The following is an 18,052-nucleotide window of genomic DNA, read 5'->3' as shown; positions in this document are numbered from 1 at the left end:
GTGCCGGCGGGCCCCGGCCGTCGTGCCGGTGTGCGATGTGCGGTGTGTGATGTGTGGTGTTCGGTGTGCGGCGTCAGCGCGCGGCGCTGCCGTAGAGGTCGTCGGCGACGGCGCGGCGGACGGTGGTGCGCCGGTCGTCGACGAGCTCCCACTGGTCGCCGTAGATCAGCCGGACCATCGCCGGGAAGCGCAGGAAGGCGTGCGGGAACCCGGCCGGCACCGCGCTGACCCGCTCCAGCGCGGCCAGCTGCTCGTCGTCCAGGTCCAGTTCGGCCGCGGCGAGGTTCTGCCGCAGCTGCTCCTCCGAGGTGGCGCCGACCAGCGGGATCACCGTGCCGGGCCGCGAGCGCAGCCAGGCCAGCGCGACCTGCGCGGGCGGACGGCCGACCGCCTCGGCGACGGCGAGGACCTCGCGGACGACGTCGTCGCCCTCGCCGCGGGCCCGGCCCCAGGCGACGGTGTCCAGCCGCCCGGTGCCGCCGGTCAGGTACTTGCCGGTGAGCCGGCCGTCGGCCAGCGGCCCCCAGGCGAGCACCGGGAGGTCGAAGGCGTGGGCCATCGGCAGGAGTTCGCGCTCGGCGGTGCGGTCGAGGAGGTTGTAGTGCAGCTGGAGGCCGACGAAGGCGGACCAGCCGCGCAGCTCGGCGAGGGTGTTGGCCTGGGCGACCTCCCAGGCGGGCCAGTCGGAGACGCCGATGTGGAGCACCTTCCCGGCGCGGACGACGTCCTCCAGGGCGCGCATCACCTCGGGCACCGGGGTCAGGGTGTCCCGGGCGTGCACCCAGAGCAGGTCCAGGTGGTCGGTGCGCAGCCGGCGCAGGCTCGCCTCCAGGGAGGTGACGAGGTTCTTGCGGTGGTTCCCGGCCGAGTTGAGGTCCCCCGGCCGGGTCTGCATCGTGTACTTGGTGGTCAGCACGAACCGGTCGCGGCGGCCGGCGAGGAGTTCGCCGAGCAGCGACTCGGCGGTGCCGTTGCCGTACTCGTTGGCGGTGTCGATCAGGTTGCCGCCGGCGTCGGCGTACAGGTCGAGCAGGCGGCCGGGGACCTCGGGGGGCAGTTTCCAGTCGGTGCCGAAGGTCATGGTGCCGAGGGCGAGTTCGGAGACCCTCAGGCCCGACTTGCCGAGCAGCGTGTAGCGCATGTCAGCACGCTCCGTGGTTCGGGGGCCCCGGCCAGCCCGGGGCCCGGTCAGGATGGACGGGGCACGTCCAGCGCGGGGAGCAGGTGCTCCTCCTCGTAGGCGAAGTGCTCCTCCAGGCCGTTGATCGCGCGGTCGAGCTCCGCCCGGAGTTCGACGACGTCGCCGCCCTCGGCCGCGAGGCCGCGCTCCAGTACCTCCTCCAGGCGGGCCAGCGCCTCCTCGACCACCTTGTGCTCCTCCCGCAGCCGGGTGATGGCGGGCACGAGGTGCGGGAACTGCTGCTCGAAGGCGGTGAAGGAGCCGTCCTCGCGGGTGTGGTGCATCTGCAGTCCGTAGCAGAAGCTCAGGCATCGGCGGTGCAGCTGCCGGGTCAGGTCGGCGGTCGGACGGGCGGCGCCCCCGCCGTCGAGCGCGGCCTCGACGGCGGCGCGGACCTCGGCGAGCTCGCCGCGCAGCTCGTTGTGGTGGATGATCAGCTGACGGCCGATCATCTTGTTGCGCTCGTTGTCGGTGGAGAGGTCCAGCGGGTGCAGGGCGACCACCGGGATGACCCGGGTGGTCTTCTCCTGGTACTCGCGGAAGGACGGGCTGATGGTGCTCTGCAGCTCGTACAGCCGGTCGCGCTCCTCGCCCTCCAGGACGACGGCGCGGGTGGCGAAGGGCTTCACGTGCCCCTCGTCGGTACCGATCTCCATGGTGACCTGGGGCGAGGCCACCAGGTTGTGGTACCAGTCGGGGTGCTCCGGGCTGCCGAGGTTGGAGGCGAACACCAGGTAGCGGCCGCCGTCGCGCAGGTAGATCGCGGGGTTGGTGTGCGGCTTGCCCGAACGGCGGCCGGCGGTGGTGAGCACCACCATCGGGGCGCCTTCGAACATGCCGCCCACCTTCCCGTTGTTCTCCCGGAACTCCTTGATAATCCGTTCGTTCCAGCTCATGAGGGCGCTCCAATCGTTTGCTTTGAAAGCAAAGGTAAGCTAACGGGGCCGCCGACGCCTGTCAACACCCGGCCGCACCGTCACGCGCTCCCGCGCACCGTCAGCTCACGCACCCTCAACTCCGCACCCGCGCCGAACAGTCGGCTCTCCGGGCGGCTGTGCTCGTCGACGAACGCCTGCGGCACCGGGGCGCCGGCCCGGACATCGGCGTAGAAGCCGGGCTCCGCGTCCAGCCGCACCAGGGCGCGCCCGTCCGGGCCCGCGCCGTCCAGCAGCGTCAACACCGCTAGACCGGCGGTCAGTTGGCCCAGCCGCGACGGCTCCCCCGGCTCGCCGCCGTGGTCCAGCAGCAGGTGTCGGCGCCCCGGCAGCCGGTGGCCGATCCGGTCCACCGCCAGCACCTCGGCCCCGTCGAGCAGCCAGGTCACCCGAGTGCCGGAGCGGTCCACCCGGACGGCGCAGCGGTGCCAGGCCCCGGGCGTCCGGGCGGCCACCGGCACCGCGTGGCTGAACGCGGCCCGGCGCGGGGCAGCCGGGGCGGCCGGGGCTGTGGCCGCTGTTGGGGCTGTGGGGGCCGCCGGATCGGTGCCGGGCGGCGGCAGGCATTCGTACAGCGCGTACACCCGGGTGTCGGTGAGCAGGAAGTCGAAGACCGTCCGGCTCACCGGGTCGAGCACCACCAAACCGGCCGCGGCCAACCGGGGGTCGCCCGCCGGGTCGGCCACCGCCGCGCCGAACGGGTGCCGCCCGGTGCCCGGGAAGCGCGCGGCCAGCACCGCGTCCACCGTCAGCGCGCCGCCGGGCGGCAGGTCGAACCCCGGCAGCCCGGAACGGGCCGTGTGCCGCACCAGGGCCGTCCACTTCAGGTGGTCGCCGCGGCCGCCGCCGGGCGCGTCCGGGGCGCGGGTGGCCGTGAAGACCGGCTCGCCGGTGGCCGGGTCGGTGCCCGTGGAGCGCACCGCCAGGCCGTCGGCCGAGGCGGCGGCGATCCCGTCGCCGCCCGCCTGCCAGCGCGCCGCGGTGTCGAACCCGGCGCGGAAGTCGTCATGGAACAGCACGTCCGTCACGCCGTCACCCTCGCGGTGCGGCCAGGATTCTGGCTTGAGCCCCGGTCCACCCCGGGTCAAGGCGCGCGCCGCACGCTCCCGACGACGACCAGCGGCCGACGGCCGACGACCCACCGGAGACGACGATGACCGAGCACCGCCGGACCGTCCTGCTGCTGCCCGGCCAGGGCGCCCAACGCGAACGCATGGCCGCCGGCCTGTACGGCGGCGAACCGGTCTTCACCGCGCACCTGGACCGGTCGCTCGCCGCGCTCGGGGCCCGCGGCGAGCAACTGCGCGAGGCCTGGCTGCGACCCGCCCCCGACCCGGCCATGGACGACGCCGCGACCTCCCAGCCGCTGCTGCTGGCCGTCGGCCACGCGCTCGGCCGGGCCGTCGAGGCCGCCGCCGGTCCGCCCGCGCTGCTGCTCGGCCACAGCGTCGGCGAGCTCGCCGCCGCGGCACTCGCCGACGTCTTCCCGGCCGACCGGCTGACCGTTCTCGTCGACGCCCGCAGCGGCGACCTCGACCCGGGCACCCGCGGCGGCATGCTCGCCGTCGCCGCCGCCCCCGGCGACCTGCCGGCCCGGCTCGGCCCCGGCGTCGCCCTCGCCGCCGTCAACGGCCCCCGGCAGACCGTCCTCGCCGGCCCGTCCGCCGCCCTCGGCGCCACCGCGGAGCGGCTGCGCGCCGCCGGCCACACGGTCCGCGCCCTGCGCTCCGGGCACGCCTTCCACTCCCCCGCCCTGGTCCCCGCCGCCCACCGCTTCGGCACGGCGCTCGCCGGGCTCGGCCCCCGGCCGCCGCGCATCCCCGTGCTCTCCGCGTGCACCGCCGCCGGGGTCCGCCCCGAGGAGGCCCGCGACCCGGGCTTCTGGGCCGGCCAACTCGCCCGCCCGGTCCGCTGGTGGCCCGCGCTGTCCGCCCTGCTCGACCGCTCCGGCACCAGCCCCGGCCTCCTCCTCCTGGACGCGAGCCCCGACCGCAGCCTCTCCACCCCCGCCCGCCACCACCCCGCCGTCCGCTCCGGCGCCAGCCTCGTCGCCCCCCTCCTCGCCACCGCGCCCCACGCCGGCACCCCCGCCGACCTCACCGCCTTCCGCACTGCCCTCGCCCACCTGCCCCGCCACACCTGACCCGGCCCGACGACCACCCGGACCCACCACCAGCTCCCTCCCCCAGGCCGGCACCCCCAGCGGCCTCACCACCCGCCCACCTGCTCCGCCACGCCCCGAACGTGGCGGCGACCCCCGAGGGCGACGGCCGACCGCACCCGCCGGCATCGCGCCCCGCGCACCGCCCCCACCCGTCCTGCCACGACCGAGCCACGACCACGAGCCACGACAGTCGCTCGGACCCACCGACACCCCCGCGCCCCCAGCGGCCCCGCCACCCCTCAACCAGGGCGGGGCGGTGCTCCAGTGGGGGTGCAGGGGGGCTCCAGGGTGGGGGCGGAGGGTGGGGGTATGACAGCTGAGCCGTTTCGGGAGAGCGTGCTCTGGTCGGTGGTGCTGCCGGTGCGGCCCTTCGGGGTGGCCAAGCAGCGGCTGGCCCGGCACAGCGGGCGTCACCACGCCGAGCTGGCGCACGCGTTCTATCTGGACACCCTGCGGGCCGTGCGGGCCACGCCCGGGGTCGGACTGGTGCTGGTGGTGACCGACGACCCGTTGGCCGCGCGGCAGGCGCAGACGCTGGGCGCGGCGGCCTCGCCCGAGGGACGGCGCGCCGGGCCGGACGCGGCCGCCCTGGCGGGGGCCGCGGCGCTGGCCCCGGACAGCCCGGTGGCGGTGCTCGCCTCCGACCTGCCCACCCTGCGGCCGGAGGAGCTGGCGGAGCTGCTGGTCCGGGCCCGCCGCCACCGCCGGGCCCGGGTGGCCGACCACACCGGCGCCGGGACCACGGTGGTGACGGCCCTACGGGCCGCCGAGCTGGTCCCGTCGTTCGACCGGGCGGCCGGGGCCGGAGAGCCGGCGCTGGCCGCCGGGTCCGGTCTGCGGCTGGACGTGGACACCCCCGCCGACCTCGCCCACGCCCACGCTCGGGGGCTGGGGCTGTTCTCCACGGCCGTCCTCGACACCTGGGTCCGCCGACCGGCCACCCGCACCCGCCGCACCGGCGTACCGGTCTGACCCACGTCCGCGCCGGACCCCCTCATCCGACCGAACAGCCCTGCGTCCGGACGCGAACGCACCCGCCGACCACGCCCGGAGGCCAAGGCCGTTGCCCGCACCCGGCCCGACGCACGACCGCCCGCGCCGGGGCACCGGCCCCGCCCGGGGACCCGGGGCTGCCACCGCGTCCTCGGCGCGCGCGGACGGGCGTCAGGCGTAGCACTCGGGCAGGCGTCCGCCGTTGTACTCGACCATCTCCCCGAAGATCCGCACCACGTCCAGGGCGGCGCCCTCCGCCGCGCCGGTGAGCTCGGCGTAGGCGCGGTGCAGGTTGCCGACCACCCGCTCGCCGTCCAGCCAGTGCGGGAAGGGGCCGGGGCCGGCGTCCCGGGCGGTCTCCAGCGGGGACAGCCCGGCGGCCAGGCCGGACTCGGCGACGCTCAGCAGCCACCGCAGGTAGCCGGCCGTCTCGTCCAGCAACTCCGCTCCGGCGACCGGCCCGTGGCCCGGGACGACCGTCCGGGGGGCGAGTTCGCGCAGCCGGTCCAGGGTGCGCAGGGTGCCGCGCACCGAGCCCATCAGCAGGAACGGCGTGCAGCCGGAGAGCAGCACGTCCCCGGCGAACAGCACGCCGTCCTCCGGCAGCCAGACCAGGGTGTCCCCGGTGGTGTGCGCGGGCCCGAAGTGCAGGAGCTCGACGGGCCGTTCGCCGACGTGCACGGTCAGCCGGTCCCGGTAGGTGAGGTGTGGCAGCCGGACCTCGACGCGGCCCCAGTCGACGGCCGGCCAGAGCCCGGTGAGACCGAGGCCGGCCTCGGCCATCTCGCGGCGGGCGTTCTCGTGGGCGACCAGGGCCGCCTCCGGCGCCGCGACCCCGGCACCGAAGACGTGGTCGCCGTGGAAGTGGGTGAGCACCAGCAGCCGGGGCGGCACGGCGGTCAGGCCGGTCAGGGCGGCGCGCAGCCGGCGGGCCCGCCGTTCGGTCGCGGCGGTGTCGACGAGCAGGCTCTCGCCGCCGCCGAGCACCACGCCCGCGTTGCTGAGGCACCAGCCGCCGGGGTCCTGGACATGGGCGAAGACCCCGTCGGCGACCTCCTGGAGGCGGATCCCGTCGGCGTCCGGGGCACCGCCGCGCAGGGCGCCGCCGCGCGGCACCGCGGCCCCGGTCACCGGGTCGCCCCGGAGGCCGGGGCCGCGGTGCCCGCGACGAAGGAGCGCGCCCACTCCAGGGTGCGCAGGCTGTTGCCGCCGAGCGCCGCCCGCACCCGCGCCCGGACGGCCGCGAGGTCGGGCTCGGGGCCGAACAGCCGGGGCAGCGCGGCCGCGTCGAGGGCCACCCGGTGCACGGCGGTGACGGCGGTCCCCGTGCCCTCCGGGGTGAGGATCCACTCACCGCTGTGGCCGAGCAGGCCGGCCGGCGGGGTGGTCTGCTTGTAGACGATCCGCCGGTGCGGGAAGCACAGCCGTACGGAGCGGGTCCGGTGCTCCGAGCCGTCCTCGGCGCGGGTGTCCATGGTCAGCCACTGGACCTCGGCACCGCCGGTGACCGGTGTCGCGGCGGCGGTGTCCAGCTCGACGGCCGCCACGTGCGGCAGCCGGTCCGGCCACAGGTCGGCCCGGTGCAGGACGTCGTAGACCGCCTCGGGCGGGCCGTCCACCGCCACCCTGTCCTCGAAGGAGAAGATCAACTCCTCCAGCGGTTCCGGGCGTTCGGACCAGGCACGGACGGCGCCGATCTCCTGGCCGCTGTTGCCGTCCAGCGCCCGGGCGATCAGCTCGGACTGCTCGGGCGCGCCGGCGGTGGCCCACTCGTGGCCGAGCACCAGCCGGGTGGTGCTCTCGCCGTCGGCCCCGCGGGCGAACTCCCAGTGGCCGCCCATCCAGGTGACCGGGGGGCTCGGGGCCTCCTGGCGGAAGTCGATCCGCAGCCGTTCGCGGTCGAGGGTGCGCAGCGACGTCCAGCTGCGCACCTCCTCGCCGACGACGGCCCACAACCGGATCCGTTCGGAGTCGAGGTCGGACTCCAGCACGTCGGCGGCGACGCAGGGCGGGAACAGCAGCGGCCAGCGGGTGACGTCGGCGATCAGCCGGAACGCCCGGTCGGCGGGGGCCCGCAGGTCGGCGGTGTGCTCGGCGGTGCGGCGCAGCGGCGGCGCCGGCGTGGGCGGTGGTGCGGGCGGTGGCGTGGTCATGGGTCCCTCCGTCGCGGGGGTCGTTCCGTGGTCGGGGCCGGTGCTAGGGACTGTCTTCGAACTCCTGCCTGTCGGACGACGGGAGTTTGAAGACAGTCCCTAGTAATTGCCCAGGCCGCCGCAGATGTTGAGCGCCTGGGCGGTGATCGGCGCGGCCTCGTCGCTGACCAGGTAGCCGACGAAGGCGGCCACCTCGGCGGGTTCGGTGTAGCGGCCCAGCGGGATCTTGGCGAGGAACCGCTCCAGCACCTCCTGCTCGGTGACGCCCCACAGCGCGGCGAAGCCCTGGCGCACGCCCTCCGCCATCGGGGTCTCGACGTAGCCGGGGCAGACCGCGTTGACCGTGATGCCGCTCTTGGCGAGCTCCAGGCCGAGCGCCTTGGTGAACCCGACCACGCCGTGCTTGGACGCCGAGTACGGCGCCCCGTAGAGCACGCCCTGCTTGCCGCCGGTGGAGGCGATGCTGATGATCCGCCCACTGGCGCGCTCGCGCATCCGGCCGGTGGTGAGCACCTCCCGGGTGACCAGGAAGACGCTGTTGAGGTTGGTGTCGATGACGTCGTACCAGGTCTCGTCGGGCAGGTCGGCGGTGACCCCGCCGCCGCCCCGGCCGGCGTTGTTCACCAGGACCTCCACCGGGCCGTACCGCTCGACGGCGGCCGCGACCCAGCCCCGCACCTCCTCGCGGGACCGCACGTCGCAGGCGGCGCCGTCCGCCGTCAGGCCCTGCTGGCGCAGCTCCTTGACGGTGGCGGCGACCTGTCCGGCGTCCCGGGCGGCGAGGAAGACGGGGTGGCCGCGCCGGGCCAGGGTCTCGACGACGGCCCGGCCGATGCCCCGGGTGGCCCCGGTGACCAGGGCCGCGCCGCGCTGCTGCTCCGCCATGCCGGTGCTCCTCTCTCTCGAACGTGGAAGGGGTGGGCTTTCGCTCAGGCCGCTTCGGCCATCGCGCTGTTCACCAGGTCGAGCAGCTGGCGCGGGGTCTCCACGGCCGCCACCACCTCGTCGGCGAGGTCGGTGCCGTAGCGGCGGGTGATCACCGCGGCCGTCTCCAGCAGGGCCAGCGAGTCGTAGCCGAGGTCGGTGAACGGCAGGTCCAGGGCCTCGGGGTCGATGCGGGTCTGCTCGTCCTCGCCCGCGCACTCGGCGAGGATGCCGCGCAGGTCGTCGAGGGTCAGGCGGCTCATGGCCGGTCCTCCCTGGTGGTGTCGGGGTCGGGTTGGCGGGTCGCGCGCGGGGAGTCGGGGCCGGGGGCGCGCACCACGAGGGCGGAGTTGAAGCCGCCGTGCCCGCGGGCGAGTACCAGCGCGGCGCGCACCCGGGCCGGGCGCGGTTCGCCGCGCACCAGGTCGAGCCGGTGGCCGGGCACCGGCCGGGTGATCCGCGCGGCCGGCAGAACGCCGTCGCGGATCGCCAGCAGGGCGGCGGCGGTGTCCAGCGGGGGGCCGCCGCCGGTGAGCCGGCCGGTGAGCGCCTTGGGCACGCTCACCGGGACGCCGTACGGGCCGAACAGCGCCTCGACGGCCGCCGCCTCGGCGTCGTCGCGTTCCCGGACGCCGGCCGCGTCGGCGAACACCGCGTCGATGTCGCCGGCGGCCAGGCCGGCGTCGGCGAGGGCGAGCCGGGCGGCCCGCTCCAGCCCGGGCGGGCGGCCCGAGCCGGGAGCCGGGTCGAAGGTCGCCGCGTAGCCGGCGATCTCGCCGTACACCTGGCGGGCGCCGCGCGCGGCGGCGGCCGTGCCGCTCTCCACGATCAGGACCGCGCCGCCCTCGCCGGGCACGTGCCCGGCGGCCTCGGTGTCGAACGGCAGGTACGCCCGCTCCGGGTCGGCGGCCAGGGAGACCCCGCCGCCGGACAGGTGGGCGACCAGCCCCCAGGGGTCGAAGGCCGACTCCACGCCGCCGCTCACCACCAGCGCGCCGCCCCGGCGCAGGGTGCGCCGGGCGTGGCCGAGCGCGTCCAGGCCGCCCGCCTGGTCGGCCACCAGGACGCTGCTCGGTCCGCGCATGCCGTGCCGGATGGAGATCTGGCCGGTGTTGGCGGCGTAGAACCAGGCGAAGGACTCGTAGACGCTGACGTGCTGCGGGCCCTTGGTCCACAGCTTGCGCGCCTCGCGGTGGGTGAACTCGAAGCCGCCGGTGGCGTTGGAGGTGACCACGCCCATGGCGTATTCGGGCAGCGCGGCCGGGTCGGCCCCGGAGTCGGCGAGCGCCCAGTCGGCGGCGGCGACCGCCAGCCGGGTGACCCGGTCGGTCTGCGGCAGCAGCCGGCCCGGCAGATGGGCGGCGGCGTCGAAGTCGGGGATCAGGCCGGCCAGCCGCAGCGGGTACCGGGAGGCGTCGTAGCGGGTGATCGGGCGGATCCCGCTCTCTCCGCGCAGGGTCGCCGCCCACCAGGCCTCGGTGCCCAGGCCGTTGGGCGCGGCCACGCCGATGCCGGTGACCACGGCGGTGTCCGCCGCGCCCGCGGTGCCGGCCGGTCGGCCGGCGGCGACGGCCGCCAGGGTGTCCGGGCCGCTCATGCCGCGCCCGCCCGGGTCAGCACCATCGCGCTCTGGAAGCCGCCGAAGCCGCTGCCGACCGACACCACGGTGTCCAGCCGCGCCTCCCGGGCCTCGTTGGGCACGTAGTCGAGGTCGCACTCGGGGTCGCGCTCGTGCAGGTTGGCGGTGGGCGGGACGGCCCCGTACTCCATCGCCAGCGCGCAGGCCGCGATCTCGATGGAGCCGATCGCGCCCAGCGAGTGGCCGACCATCGACTTGATCGAGCTGACCGGCACCCGGTAGGCGTGGTCGCCGAGCGCCTGTTTGAAGGCCGTCGTCTCGTGCCGGTCGTTCTGCTTGGTGCCGGAGCCGTGGGCGTTGACGTAGTCGACGGTCTCGGGCGCCCGGCCCGCCTCGGCCAGCGCGTACCGGATCGCCTCGGCCATCTCCCGGCCGTCCTTCTTCAGCCCGGTCATGTGGTACGCGTTGCAGCGCGTGGCGTAGCCGGAGAGCAGCCCGTAGACGTGCGCGCCGCGGGCCCGGGCGTGCCCCAGCTCCTCCAGGACGAACATCGCGGCGCCCTCGGCGATCACGAACCCGTCGCGGCCGCGGTCGAAGGGCCGCGAGGCGTGGGCCGGGTCGTCGTTGCGCGCGGAGGTGGCGCGCACGGCGTCGAAGCAGGCGACGGCGATCGGCGAGATCGGGGTGTCGGCGGCGCCGGCCAGCATGACGTCGGCGCTGCCCTCGGCGATCAGGTCGCGGGCGTGGCCGACGGCGTCCAGCCCCGAGGTGCAGCCGGTGGAGACCACGGTGGCCGGGCCCTCGGCGCCGGCCGTCCAGGCCACCTCGGCCGCCAGCGAGCTGGGCACGAAGGCGTCGTACAGGTGCGGCGACAGGTAGGCGCCGTCGACCTCCCAGGCGCGGCCGTTGTCGCTGAGGACGAGGTACTCCTGTTCCAGGGTGGTCGTGCCGCCGACGGCGCTGCCGACGCTGACCCCGACCCGGTGCGGGTCGAGGGCGGCGAACTCCAGTCCGCTGTCGGCGATGCACTCGCGGGCGCTGACCACGGCGAACTGGGCCGCCCGGTCGAGCCGGCGGACCTCCCGGGGGGTCAGTCCGTGCAGGGCGGGGTCGAAGTCGACCTCGGCCGCCACCCGCGAGCGGAAACGGGCGGGGTCGAAGAGCGAGATGGTCCTCGTGGCGGTGCGCCCGGAGACGAGCAGGTCCCAGAACGCCTTGCGGCCGATCCCACCGGGTGCGACCACCCCGATCCCGGTGATGGCGACGCTTCGGTTCACAGCCGGTCCTCCTTTCCGTCGGCCCTCGGCACCCGTCAGTTCGCCGCGGGGACGCGGGCGTCGACGTACGCGATGAAGGCGGCGGGCGTCTTCAGGTCGTCGAGGTCCTCGTCGGGGATGGCGACGGCGTAGTCGTCCTGGATCCGGACGGCGATCTCGTAGACCACGATGGAGTCGAAGCCGAGGTCGCCGAACTCGCTGTCGACCGAGGCCGCGTCGAGCTCGCCGCCGTCGGTGCCCTCGAAGCACTTCGCCACGATCTGCTGGAAGTCGGTGAGCGTGAAGCCAGCCATGGGGTTTCCGTTTCCTTCCGTTCGGTGAACACCGCCACGGTCGGCGCCCCGGCTGGGGCTGCGGTCGAGCCGCACTGGACAGCGCCGGGGGCGCCCGGCTCCAGCCGGGTTCCAGGGACCGCCGGAACGCTGGCCGCGGAGTTCCGACGCGAGCGGCGTGAAGGGGAGTCGACGATGGCCGAGCAGGTGACGGGGCGGGGCGCGGGGCGGCCGCGGCCGGAGGGGCTGAGGGCCGCGGCCGCGGGCCACAGCCGGCTGCTGGGGATCGGCGGGTACCGGCCGCACCGGGTGGTCGGCAACGCCGAACTGGGCCGGATGATCGGGCACCCGGAAGAGTGGATCACGAGCCGCAGCGGCATCGTCGAGCGCCGCTTCGCCGGGCCGGAGGAGACCCTGGCGGTGATGGGCGCGGCCGCCGCCGAGAAGGCGCTGGCCCGGGCCGGGGTGCGGCCCGCCGACATCGACCTGGTGCTGCTGGCGAGCACCTCCAACATGCTGATGACCCCGCCGACCGCCGTGCGGATCGCCCATGAACTGGGGGCGCACGGCGCCACCGGGATCGATCTCTCCGCCGCCTGCGCGGGCTTCTGCCACGCGCTGGCGCTGGCCGCCGACTCGATCGGCTCCGGCAGCGCCGGGCAGGTGCTGGTGGTGGGCGCCGAGCGGATGACCGACATCGTCGACCCGACGGACGACTCGATGGCCTTCCTGTTCGCCGACGGTGCCGGTGCGGCCGTGGTCGGCCCGGCGGAGCGGCCCGGGATCGGGCCGGTGGCGCGGGCCGCCAACGGCCGGTACTTCGACTCGCTGCGGATGTCGCGCGGCTGGGACGCCTACGCCGCCTCGCCCGGCACGACGGAGCGGCCCTGGCTGCGGATGGACGGCCGGCGGGTGTTCCGCTGGGCGATGGAGGAGGTCTGCCCGGGGGCGCGCCGGGCGCTGGACGGCGCCGGGGTGGCGCCCGGGGAGCTGGACGTGTTCGTGCCGCACCAGTCCAACGCCCGGATGATCGACCTGATGGCGGAACGGCTGGGGCTGGGCCCGGACACGGCTGTCTCGTACGACGTCGCCCGCACCGGGAACACCTCCTCGGCCTCGGTGCCGCTGGCCTTGGAGGCGCTGCTGGAGGCCGGCGCGGCCGGCCCCGGCGACACCGCCCTGCTGGCCGGCTTCGGCGCCGGGCTGAACTACGCGAGCCAGGTCGTGCTGCTGCCCTGACCGCCCGCGGGGCCGGCGGACCCGGGCTCAGACGGAGCGGCGGTCCTCGGCGTCGAAGCGGGCGAGGGTGTGCGCGGCGGGGGCGAGCGCCCGGTGGAGGGCGTGGCGGGTGTCGGCGGACAGGCCGCCGAGGGCTTCGGCGAGTTCGTCGGCGACGTCGTGGGCGATCTCCTCGGCGACGGCGGCGGGCGGGGTGCGGGGGCCGAGTTTGCTGACGGCGGCGGCCGCCCGGGCGGGGGTGAGCAGGGCGGCGGCCTGGACGAGGAGCCAGGCCGGGACGCCGGCCGCGCCGTCCGGCGGCGGCAGGTAGGGGCGCGCGCCGTCGAAGCGCTCGTCCTCCGCGAAGGCGGGCTGCTTGACCTTCCGCAGCGGCCTCGGCCCGGCGCCGGGCGGCCAGGCGTCGGCCGGCTTGAGGACGTAGCCCTCGGCGAGGTTGTCGGCGAGGTTGTCGGGGAGGGGCGGCAGGCCGAGCAGGGCGGGGACGCGGGTGGGGAAGGCGGCGGGCAGGTCCTGGAGGATGGTCAGGGCGCCTCGGCCGAGCGCGGGGACGCAGGCGAGCCCGGCGGCGGACGCGGCCTCGCGCAGGTCGCGGTCGGCGAGCCAGGAGCGGCCGGCGGCGGTCTCCACGGTGGCGTCGAAGGGCAGCCAGTGCAGGCCGGGCGCGTACCAGACGCCGGTCTGCACCGGCTGGACCCCGTCGGCGGCGGGCACGTCGGGGTGCGGGTAGCCGCCGCCGGCCAGTTCGCCGTAGACGGTCACCACCGCCCCGGGGTCCGCCGGGCCGCGCACCGCCGCCGCGAACCGGGCCGCCGCCACCGCGAGCGCCGGCCAGATCCGGCTGACGCCGAAGAAGTCGTCGAGCCCGTCGTCGCCGAGCAGTTCGCGGCGCTTCGCGGGCCGCGCGCCCGCCCGGTCGCAGACCACGGCGAAGTGCGCCCCGTGCACCTTCTCCACCGCGACCCAGGCGCGGGCGCCGGAGGCCGCGACGCCGCCGCGGGCCGGGATCTTGGGGTAGGGGTGCAGGGCGCGGTCCAGGGTCATGCGACGGATCATCACCGGCCCGGCGCCGCCCGCGCAACGGGATTGCGGGCGGGCGGGCCGGTGATCGGGGGGTCAGCCCGCGCGGTGGGCGTCGATCCAGGGACGCAGCGCGCCGATCCGGGTGTAGACACCGGCGTAGCCGGGCCGGCCGCAGCCGAGGCCCCAGGAGACCACCCCGACGAGGACGCCGCCGAGCACCAGCGGCCCGCCGCTGTCGCCCTGGCAGGCGTCCTTGCCGCCGGCGTCCTCCCCGGCGCAGATCATGCCGTCGGTGACGTTGGCGGGCCCGTACTCGGCGCGGCACCGGTCGCGGCCGATCAGGGGGACGGAGACGAGGCGCGCGGTCGCGGACAGCGGGCCGTCCTGGACCACCGCGCCCCAGCCGGAGACCTGGGCGCCGCCGTCGGCGGGGTCGGTGCCGGCGGCGGCGAGCGGCAGGGCGGCGATGCCGCTGCCGGCGAGCGGGGTGGCCAGCCGCAGCAGGGCGAGGTCGTTGTCGAGCGTCGCGGAGCTGTAGGAGGGGTGCACCAGGACGGACGCGACCTTGGCCCGCACCCCGCCGGAGGCGTGCTGGAGGCTGCCGGCCCGCACGGTGAGCGCGTCGGCACCGGTGCCCGCGACGCAGTGGGCGGCGGTGACGACGGTGCCGGGATCGAGGACGGCGCCGCCGCAGAAGTGCGAGCCGCGCGCCAGCGAGACGAGGTAGGGGATCTGTCCGGCGGCGGCGGCCGTGCCGCCGACGATCGCGTGCGCCGGGGCCGCGGCGGTCAGGGCCGCCGCGGCCGCGAGCAGGGTGGTCATGAGGACGACGACGGTGTTCCTGAGCAGCGTGCGCATGGTCGGTGCTCCATCTCTGTCGTGGTGGGCCTCCGTTCGTGCGGAAAGGGTAGTGACGGCACATCAGGTGATGACGAGAGAATAGGGACAGTCGGATTATCGGATCTGCCGGGCGAGGTCCAGGAAGAGCGCCGCGGACCAGCCGAAGCCGGAGGTGGCGCGGGGCCCGCGGGCGCCGGTCAGCGGGTTCCAGTACTCGTAGAGGCCCCCCGCGTCCCGGACCATCGCGAGGGTGCGCTCGCGCAGCCCGGCGGCCGCCCCCGGGAAGCCGGAGCGCTCCAGGCCCTCGGCCAGCAGGTAGTTGACGTTGAGCCAGACCGGTCCGCGCCACATCGCGTCCGGGTCGAAGGCGGGGTCGTCGAAGGCCACCGTGGGCACCGGCCGCTCGCCCCAGTAGGCGGGTGAGCGCAGGGTGCGCTCCAGCGCGGCGGCGACCTCGGCGGGCAGTCGACCGGTGAACAGCGGCATCAGGTCGAGCGCGGTGCGCACCGGCACGGGGGCGCCCGCCGCCAGGGTGGTGAAGCGGGTGCCGTCCCAGCGCCGGTCCACCAGCAGCCTGGCGTGGGCGGCGGCGCGCTCGCGCCAGCGGGCGGCCTCGGCGGGGCGGCCGAGGACGGCCGCGATGTCGGCCAGCCGGTCGGCCTCCACGATCAGGTAGGAGTTGAGGTCGGGCGGCTCGGCGCGCGGCCCGTAGTCCCAGACCGGGCTGTCGTCGAGGCCGGAGGAGTAGGGGTGCAGGTACTCGGGGAGGCCGTCGCCGTCCGGGTCGGAGGCGGCGAACCACCACGCGTGCGCGCGCACCAGCCGCGGGTAGACGGCGGCGAGGAAGGGGACGTCCGGGTCGGTCTCGTGGACCTTCCAGACGGCCCAGGCGGCCAGGGGCGGTTTGGTGACCGGGACCGGCGCGCGCTCGGGGCGCGCGCCGTTGGCGCTGCCGACGTGCTCCGCCAGGCGGGCGTGGTCGGCGCGCGGCAGGTCGGTGGTGGCGGCCAGCACGCCGTGCTCGTGCACCACGTCGGGCAGCCGGCCGTCGGGCAGCTGGTGTTCCAGGACGAGCAGGATCTGGTCCCGGGCGAGCGCAGGGTCGCCGTGCCGCAGTGCGACCGCGTGGAACAGGGCGTCCCAGTTCCAGACGCCGACGTAGCCGTACTTGGACGGGACGAGGCCCTCGCGCCCGGCGATCGGCAGCAGGTTGACGGCCAGGGTCCACCAGGCCATCCGGGCGCGTTCGGCGAGGTCGGGGCGGACGGCCGGCATCCGGGCGAACCAGTCGGCCCAGCGGCCCTCGGCGGCGGCCCGCACGGCGGGGGCGGACCACTCCCCCGGCGGGCCGGCCAGCACGTGGCAGCCGTCGAGCGCCAGGCCGCGCGCGGTGCCGTCCGGCAGCCGCCAGGAGGCCCGCGCGCCGTGCCCGGTGAGCACCAGCGTCGCCGGGTCGGCGAACAGCAGCGACACCCCGCCGGCGAAGGCGACCTCGACGGGCGTCGCCGAGCGGACCGGCAGCGGGTTCCCGGCGGCGTCGTGCACCAGGAGCCCGGTGAGCTCGGTGGTGGCGGCGAGCGGGGTCTCGTACGCGGCCCGGGCGACCCGCAGGCCGTCGGCCGGGTCCGCTCCCGCGGTGACCAGCAGCCGGGCGCCGCGTTCGGTGAACGGCCGCTCCACCAGGTCGAGTTCAAAACCGTACCGGGAGGACGGGACGGGGGACGGAGACGGGGACGGGGACATCAGCGGCCTCCCAGGCCCGAGGAGGCCATGCTGTTGAGGATCTTGCGCTGCCCGATCAGGAAGGCGATCAGCATCGGCACCACGGTCATCGCGGACAGCGCCGCGGTGAGGCCGTAGTCGATGCCGCCGCGCTGGGAGTTGAAGGAGTCGAGCAGCAGCGGGACGGTGAACAGCTCCGAGCTGTTGAGGAACACCAGCGGGAAGAAGTAGCTGTTCCAGCTGGCCAGGAAGACGATGATGCCGAGGGTCCACAGGCCGGGGCGGATGTTGGGCAGCACGATCCGCCAGAAGATCGTCCAGCGGCCGGCGCCGTCGATCCGGGCCGCCTCCTCCAGTTCGACCGGCACCGCCCGGATGAACTGGCGCAGCAGGAACACCGCGAAGGGGTTGGCGACGGCGGGCAGGATCAGCGCCAGGTGCGAGTCGATCAGCTGGAGCCTGGCCAGCATGATGTACAGCGGCACGATGGTGACCTGCGCCGGGACCATCTGGGTGGCCAGGAAGAGGCCGAACAGCGGCCCGGAGCCGCGGAACGGGATGCGGGCGAAGGCGTAGGCGGCCATCGCGCCGGTGAGCAGGGTGGCGGCGACGGTGATCGCCGCGATGTACATGCTGTTCCAGTAGGCCCGGCCGATCGGCACCTCGTCCAGCACGTCCGGGTAGTTGCGCGTGCGCCAGGGCGAGGGCAGCCAGGACAGCGGCTCGTTGATCATCTGGCTGACGCCCTTGAAGGAGGTCAGCACCATCCAGACGAACGGGAACAGCATCAGCAGGCCGCCGAGGACGAGCGCGCCGTGCAGGAGGAGCTGCCGGGGGGCGGTGGTGTGGCGGACGGTCATGGCGGCGCCTCAGGACTCGTAGTGGACGAAGCGCTTCTGCGCCTGGAACTGGACCGCCGTGACGACCAGGGTCAGCAGCAGCAGGAGCAGTGCGGCGGCGCTGGACAGGCCGAAGTGGAACTCCCGGAAGCCCTGCTGGTAGACCTTGTAGACGATGGTCTGGGCGCCCTCGTTGTGGTCCGGGTTGACCAGCACGTAGACGAGGTCGAAGGCCTGGAACGAGCTGATCACCGACACCACCACGGTGAAGAACACGGTCGGCGACAGCAGCGGCAGGGTGACCGAGCGCAGGGTCTGCCACGGTCCGGCGCCGTCGATCCGGGCGGCCTCAAGCAGGTTGGCCGGGACGGTGGCGAGGCCGGCCAGGAAGATCACGACGTTCAGCCCGAGCGAGGACCAGATCGTCACCACCGCCACCGCGACCACCACCCAGTCCGGGTCGGCCAGCCAGTCGGGCAGGGTGACGCCGAACAGGTCGTGCACGGTGCCGTTGAGGACGCCGTCGGCGCCGCCGCCGAGGATCATCTGCCAGATCACCGAGACCGCGACCGAGCTGGTGACCACGGGCAGGAAGTAGACCACCCGGTAGGCGGTGCGCCCGCGCACGCCGTGCAGGGCGAGCGCGATCAGCAGGGCGAGGGCCAGGCCGCCGGGCACCGTGATCAGGCCGATCTTGAGGGTGTTCCACACGGCGCGGCCGAACTCGGGGTCGGTCAGCTGGGTCCGGAAGTTGTCCAGCCCGACCCAGGTGGCGTCGCCGAGGCCGTCCCAGCGCATGAAGGACAGCACCACGGCGAAGCCGAGCGGACCGACCAGGAAGACCAGCAGCCCGAGCAGTTGGGGGGCGAGGAAGACCAGCGCCCAGCGGCGGTCGCGGCGGCGCCAGAGCGGCTC

At 75.7% G+C, this 18,052-nt stretch carries 18 protein-coding genes; 3 read left to right on the top strand and 15 right to left on the bottom strand.

What is annotated here, in order from left to right; all coding sequences use genetic code 11:
- Positions 1-73: 73 nt before the first annotated feature.
- The 3 genes from ACFVFS_RS38235 to ACFVFS_RS38225 form a co-directional block, all read right to left on the bottom strand.
- Complete coding sequence (locus ACFVFS_RS38235; RefSeq protein WP_380629619.1) at positions 74-1,141, bottom strand: aldo/keto reductase; 1,068 nt, start codon at positions 1,139-1,141, stop codon at positions 74-76.
- Between the two features lie 47 nt (positions 1,142-1,188).
- Positions 1,189-2,076, bottom strand: coding sequence for a nitroreductase/quinone reductase family protein (locus tag ACFVFS_RS38230; protein ID WP_380629618.1), 888 nt, complete (start codon positions 2,074-2,076; stop codon positions 1,189-1,191).
- 80 nt (positions 2,077-2,156) lie between these two features.
- Positions 2,157-3,143, bottom strand: coding sequence for a DUF6081 family protein (locus ACFVFS_RS38225; RefSeq protein ID WP_380629617.1), 987 nt, complete (start codon positions 3,141-3,143; stop codon positions 2,157-2,159).
- A gap of 125 nt (positions 3,144-3,268) precedes the next feature.
- Between ACFVFS_RS38225 and ACFVFS_RS38220 the strand changes: the two genes are divergently transcribed.
- Both ACFVFS_RS38220 and ACFVFS_RS38215 read left to right on the top strand, forming a co-directional pair.
- Entirely contained in the window at positions 3,269-4,258 is a 990-nt protein-coding gene (locus tag ACFVFS_RS38220; RefSeq protein ID WP_380629616.1) for an acyltransferase domain-containing protein, read from the top strand.
- Between the two features lie 330 nt (positions 4,259-4,588).
- Entirely contained in the window at positions 4,589-5,251 is a 663-nt protein-coding gene (locus ACFVFS_RS38215; RefSeq protein ID WP_380629615.1) for an NTP transferase domain-containing protein, read from the top strand.
- Between the two features lie 192 nt (positions 5,252-5,443).
- Here ACFVFS_RS38215 and ACFVFS_RS38210 read toward each other — a convergent pair whose 3' ends face one another.
- From ACFVFS_RS38210 to ACFVFS_RS38180, 7 genes are all read right to left on the bottom strand, one after another.
- On the bottom strand, positions 5,444-6,370 hold the full coding sequence (locus ACFVFS_RS38210) for an MBL fold metallo-hydrolase (protein ID WP_380629620.1): 927 nt from the start codon (positions 6,368-6,370) through the stop codon (positions 5,444-5,446).
- Positions 6,371-6,399: 29 nt separating this feature from the next.
- Positions 6,400-7,425: an aromatase/cyclase gene (locus ACFVFS_RS38205; RefSeq protein ID WP_380629614.1), complete on the bottom strand. Its 1,026-nt coding sequence runs from the start codon at positions 7,423-7,425 to the stop codon at positions 6,400-6,402.
- Between the two features lie 99 nt (positions 7,426-7,524).
- On the bottom strand, positions 7,525-8,310 hold the full coding sequence (locus tag ACFVFS_RS38200; RefSeq protein ID WP_380629613.1) for an SDR family NAD(P)-dependent oxidoreductase: 786 nt from the start codon (positions 8,308-8,310) through the stop codon (positions 7,525-7,527).
- Between the two features lie 44 nt (positions 8,311-8,354).
- Entirely contained in the window at positions 8,355-8,612 is a 258-nt protein-coding gene (locus ACFVFS_RS38195; protein WP_380629612.1) for an acyl carrier protein, read from the bottom strand.
- Complete coding sequence (locus ACFVFS_RS38190; protein ID WP_380629611.1) at positions 8,609-9,946, bottom strand: ketosynthase chain-length factor; 1,338 nt, start codon at positions 9,944-9,946, stop codon at positions 8,609-8,611. Before ACFVFS_RS38190 ends, ACFVFS_RS38195 begins: the two co-directional genes overlap by 4 nt.
- Complete coding sequence (locus tag ACFVFS_RS38185; protein WP_380629610.1) at positions 9,943-11,205, bottom strand: beta-ketoacyl-[acyl-carrier-protein] synthase family protein; 1,263 nt, start codon at positions 11,203-11,205, stop codon at positions 9,943-9,945. The genes ACFVFS_RS38190 and ACFVFS_RS38185 overlap by 4 nt, the downstream gene beginning before the upstream one ends.
- A 35-nt stretch (positions 11,206-11,240) precedes the next feature.
- Positions 11,241-11,498: an acyl carrier protein gene (locus ACFVFS_RS38180; protein ID WP_376098281.1), complete on the bottom strand. Its 258-nt coding sequence runs from the start codon at positions 11,496-11,498 to the stop codon at positions 11,241-11,243.
- A gap of 174 nt (positions 11,499-11,672) precedes the next feature.
- Here ACFVFS_RS38180 and ACFVFS_RS38175 point away from each other — a divergent pair, with 174 nt between their 5' ends.
- Entirely contained in the window at positions 11,673-12,716 is a 1,044-nt protein-coding gene (locus ACFVFS_RS38175; protein WP_380629609.1) for a beta-ketoacyl-ACP synthase 3, read from the top strand.
- A 27-nt stretch (positions 12,717-12,743) separates the two neighbouring features.
- Here the strand turns inward: ACFVFS_RS38175 and ACFVFS_RS38170 are convergent, their stop codons facing one another.
- From ACFVFS_RS38170 to ACFVFS_RS38150, 5 genes are all read right to left on the bottom strand, one after another.
- Positions 12,744-13,757 carry an RNA ligase family protein gene (locus ACFVFS_RS38170; protein ID WP_380629607.1) on the bottom strand — a complete coding sequence of 338 codons (1,014 nt, stop codon included), beginning with the start codon at positions 13,755-13,757 and terminating at the stop codon, positions 12,744-12,746.
- A 72-nt stretch (positions 13,758-13,829) separates the two neighbouring features.
- Positions 13,830-14,594 carry a serine protease gene (locus ACFVFS_RS38165; RefSeq protein ID WP_380629606.1) on the bottom strand — a complete coding sequence of 255 codons (765 nt, stop codon included), beginning with the start codon at positions 14,592-14,594 and terminating at the stop codon, positions 13,830-13,832.
- A 96-nt stretch (positions 14,595-14,690) separates the two neighbouring features.
- Positions 14,691-16,319, bottom strand: coding sequence for an amylo-alpha-1,6-glucosidase (locus ACFVFS_RS38160; RefSeq protein WP_380629605.1), 1,629 nt, complete (start codon positions 16,317-16,319; stop codon positions 14,691-14,693).
- Positions 16,319-17,158 carry a carbohydrate ABC transporter permease gene (locus ACFVFS_RS38155; protein WP_380629604.1) on the bottom strand — a complete coding sequence of 280 codons (840 nt, stop codon included), beginning with the start codon at positions 17,156-17,158 and terminating at the stop codon, positions 16,319-16,321. The genes ACFVFS_RS38160 and ACFVFS_RS38155 overlap by 1 nt, the downstream gene beginning before the upstream one ends.
- Positions 17,159-17,167: 9 nt before the next feature.
- A partial coding sequence (locus tag ACFVFS_RS38150; protein ID WP_380629603.1) for a carbohydrate ABC transporter permease occupies positions 17,168-18,052 on the bottom strand: 885 nt, incomplete at its 5' end.

Source organism: Kitasatospora sp. NPDC057692 (genome assembly GCF_042799475.1).
Taxonomy (GTDB): Bacteria; Actinomycetota; Actinomycetes; order Streptomycetales; family Streptomycetaceae; genus Kitasatospora.
Note: the sequence above shows the minus strand (reverse complement) of the source record. Positions and strands in the feature narration are given on the sequence as shown.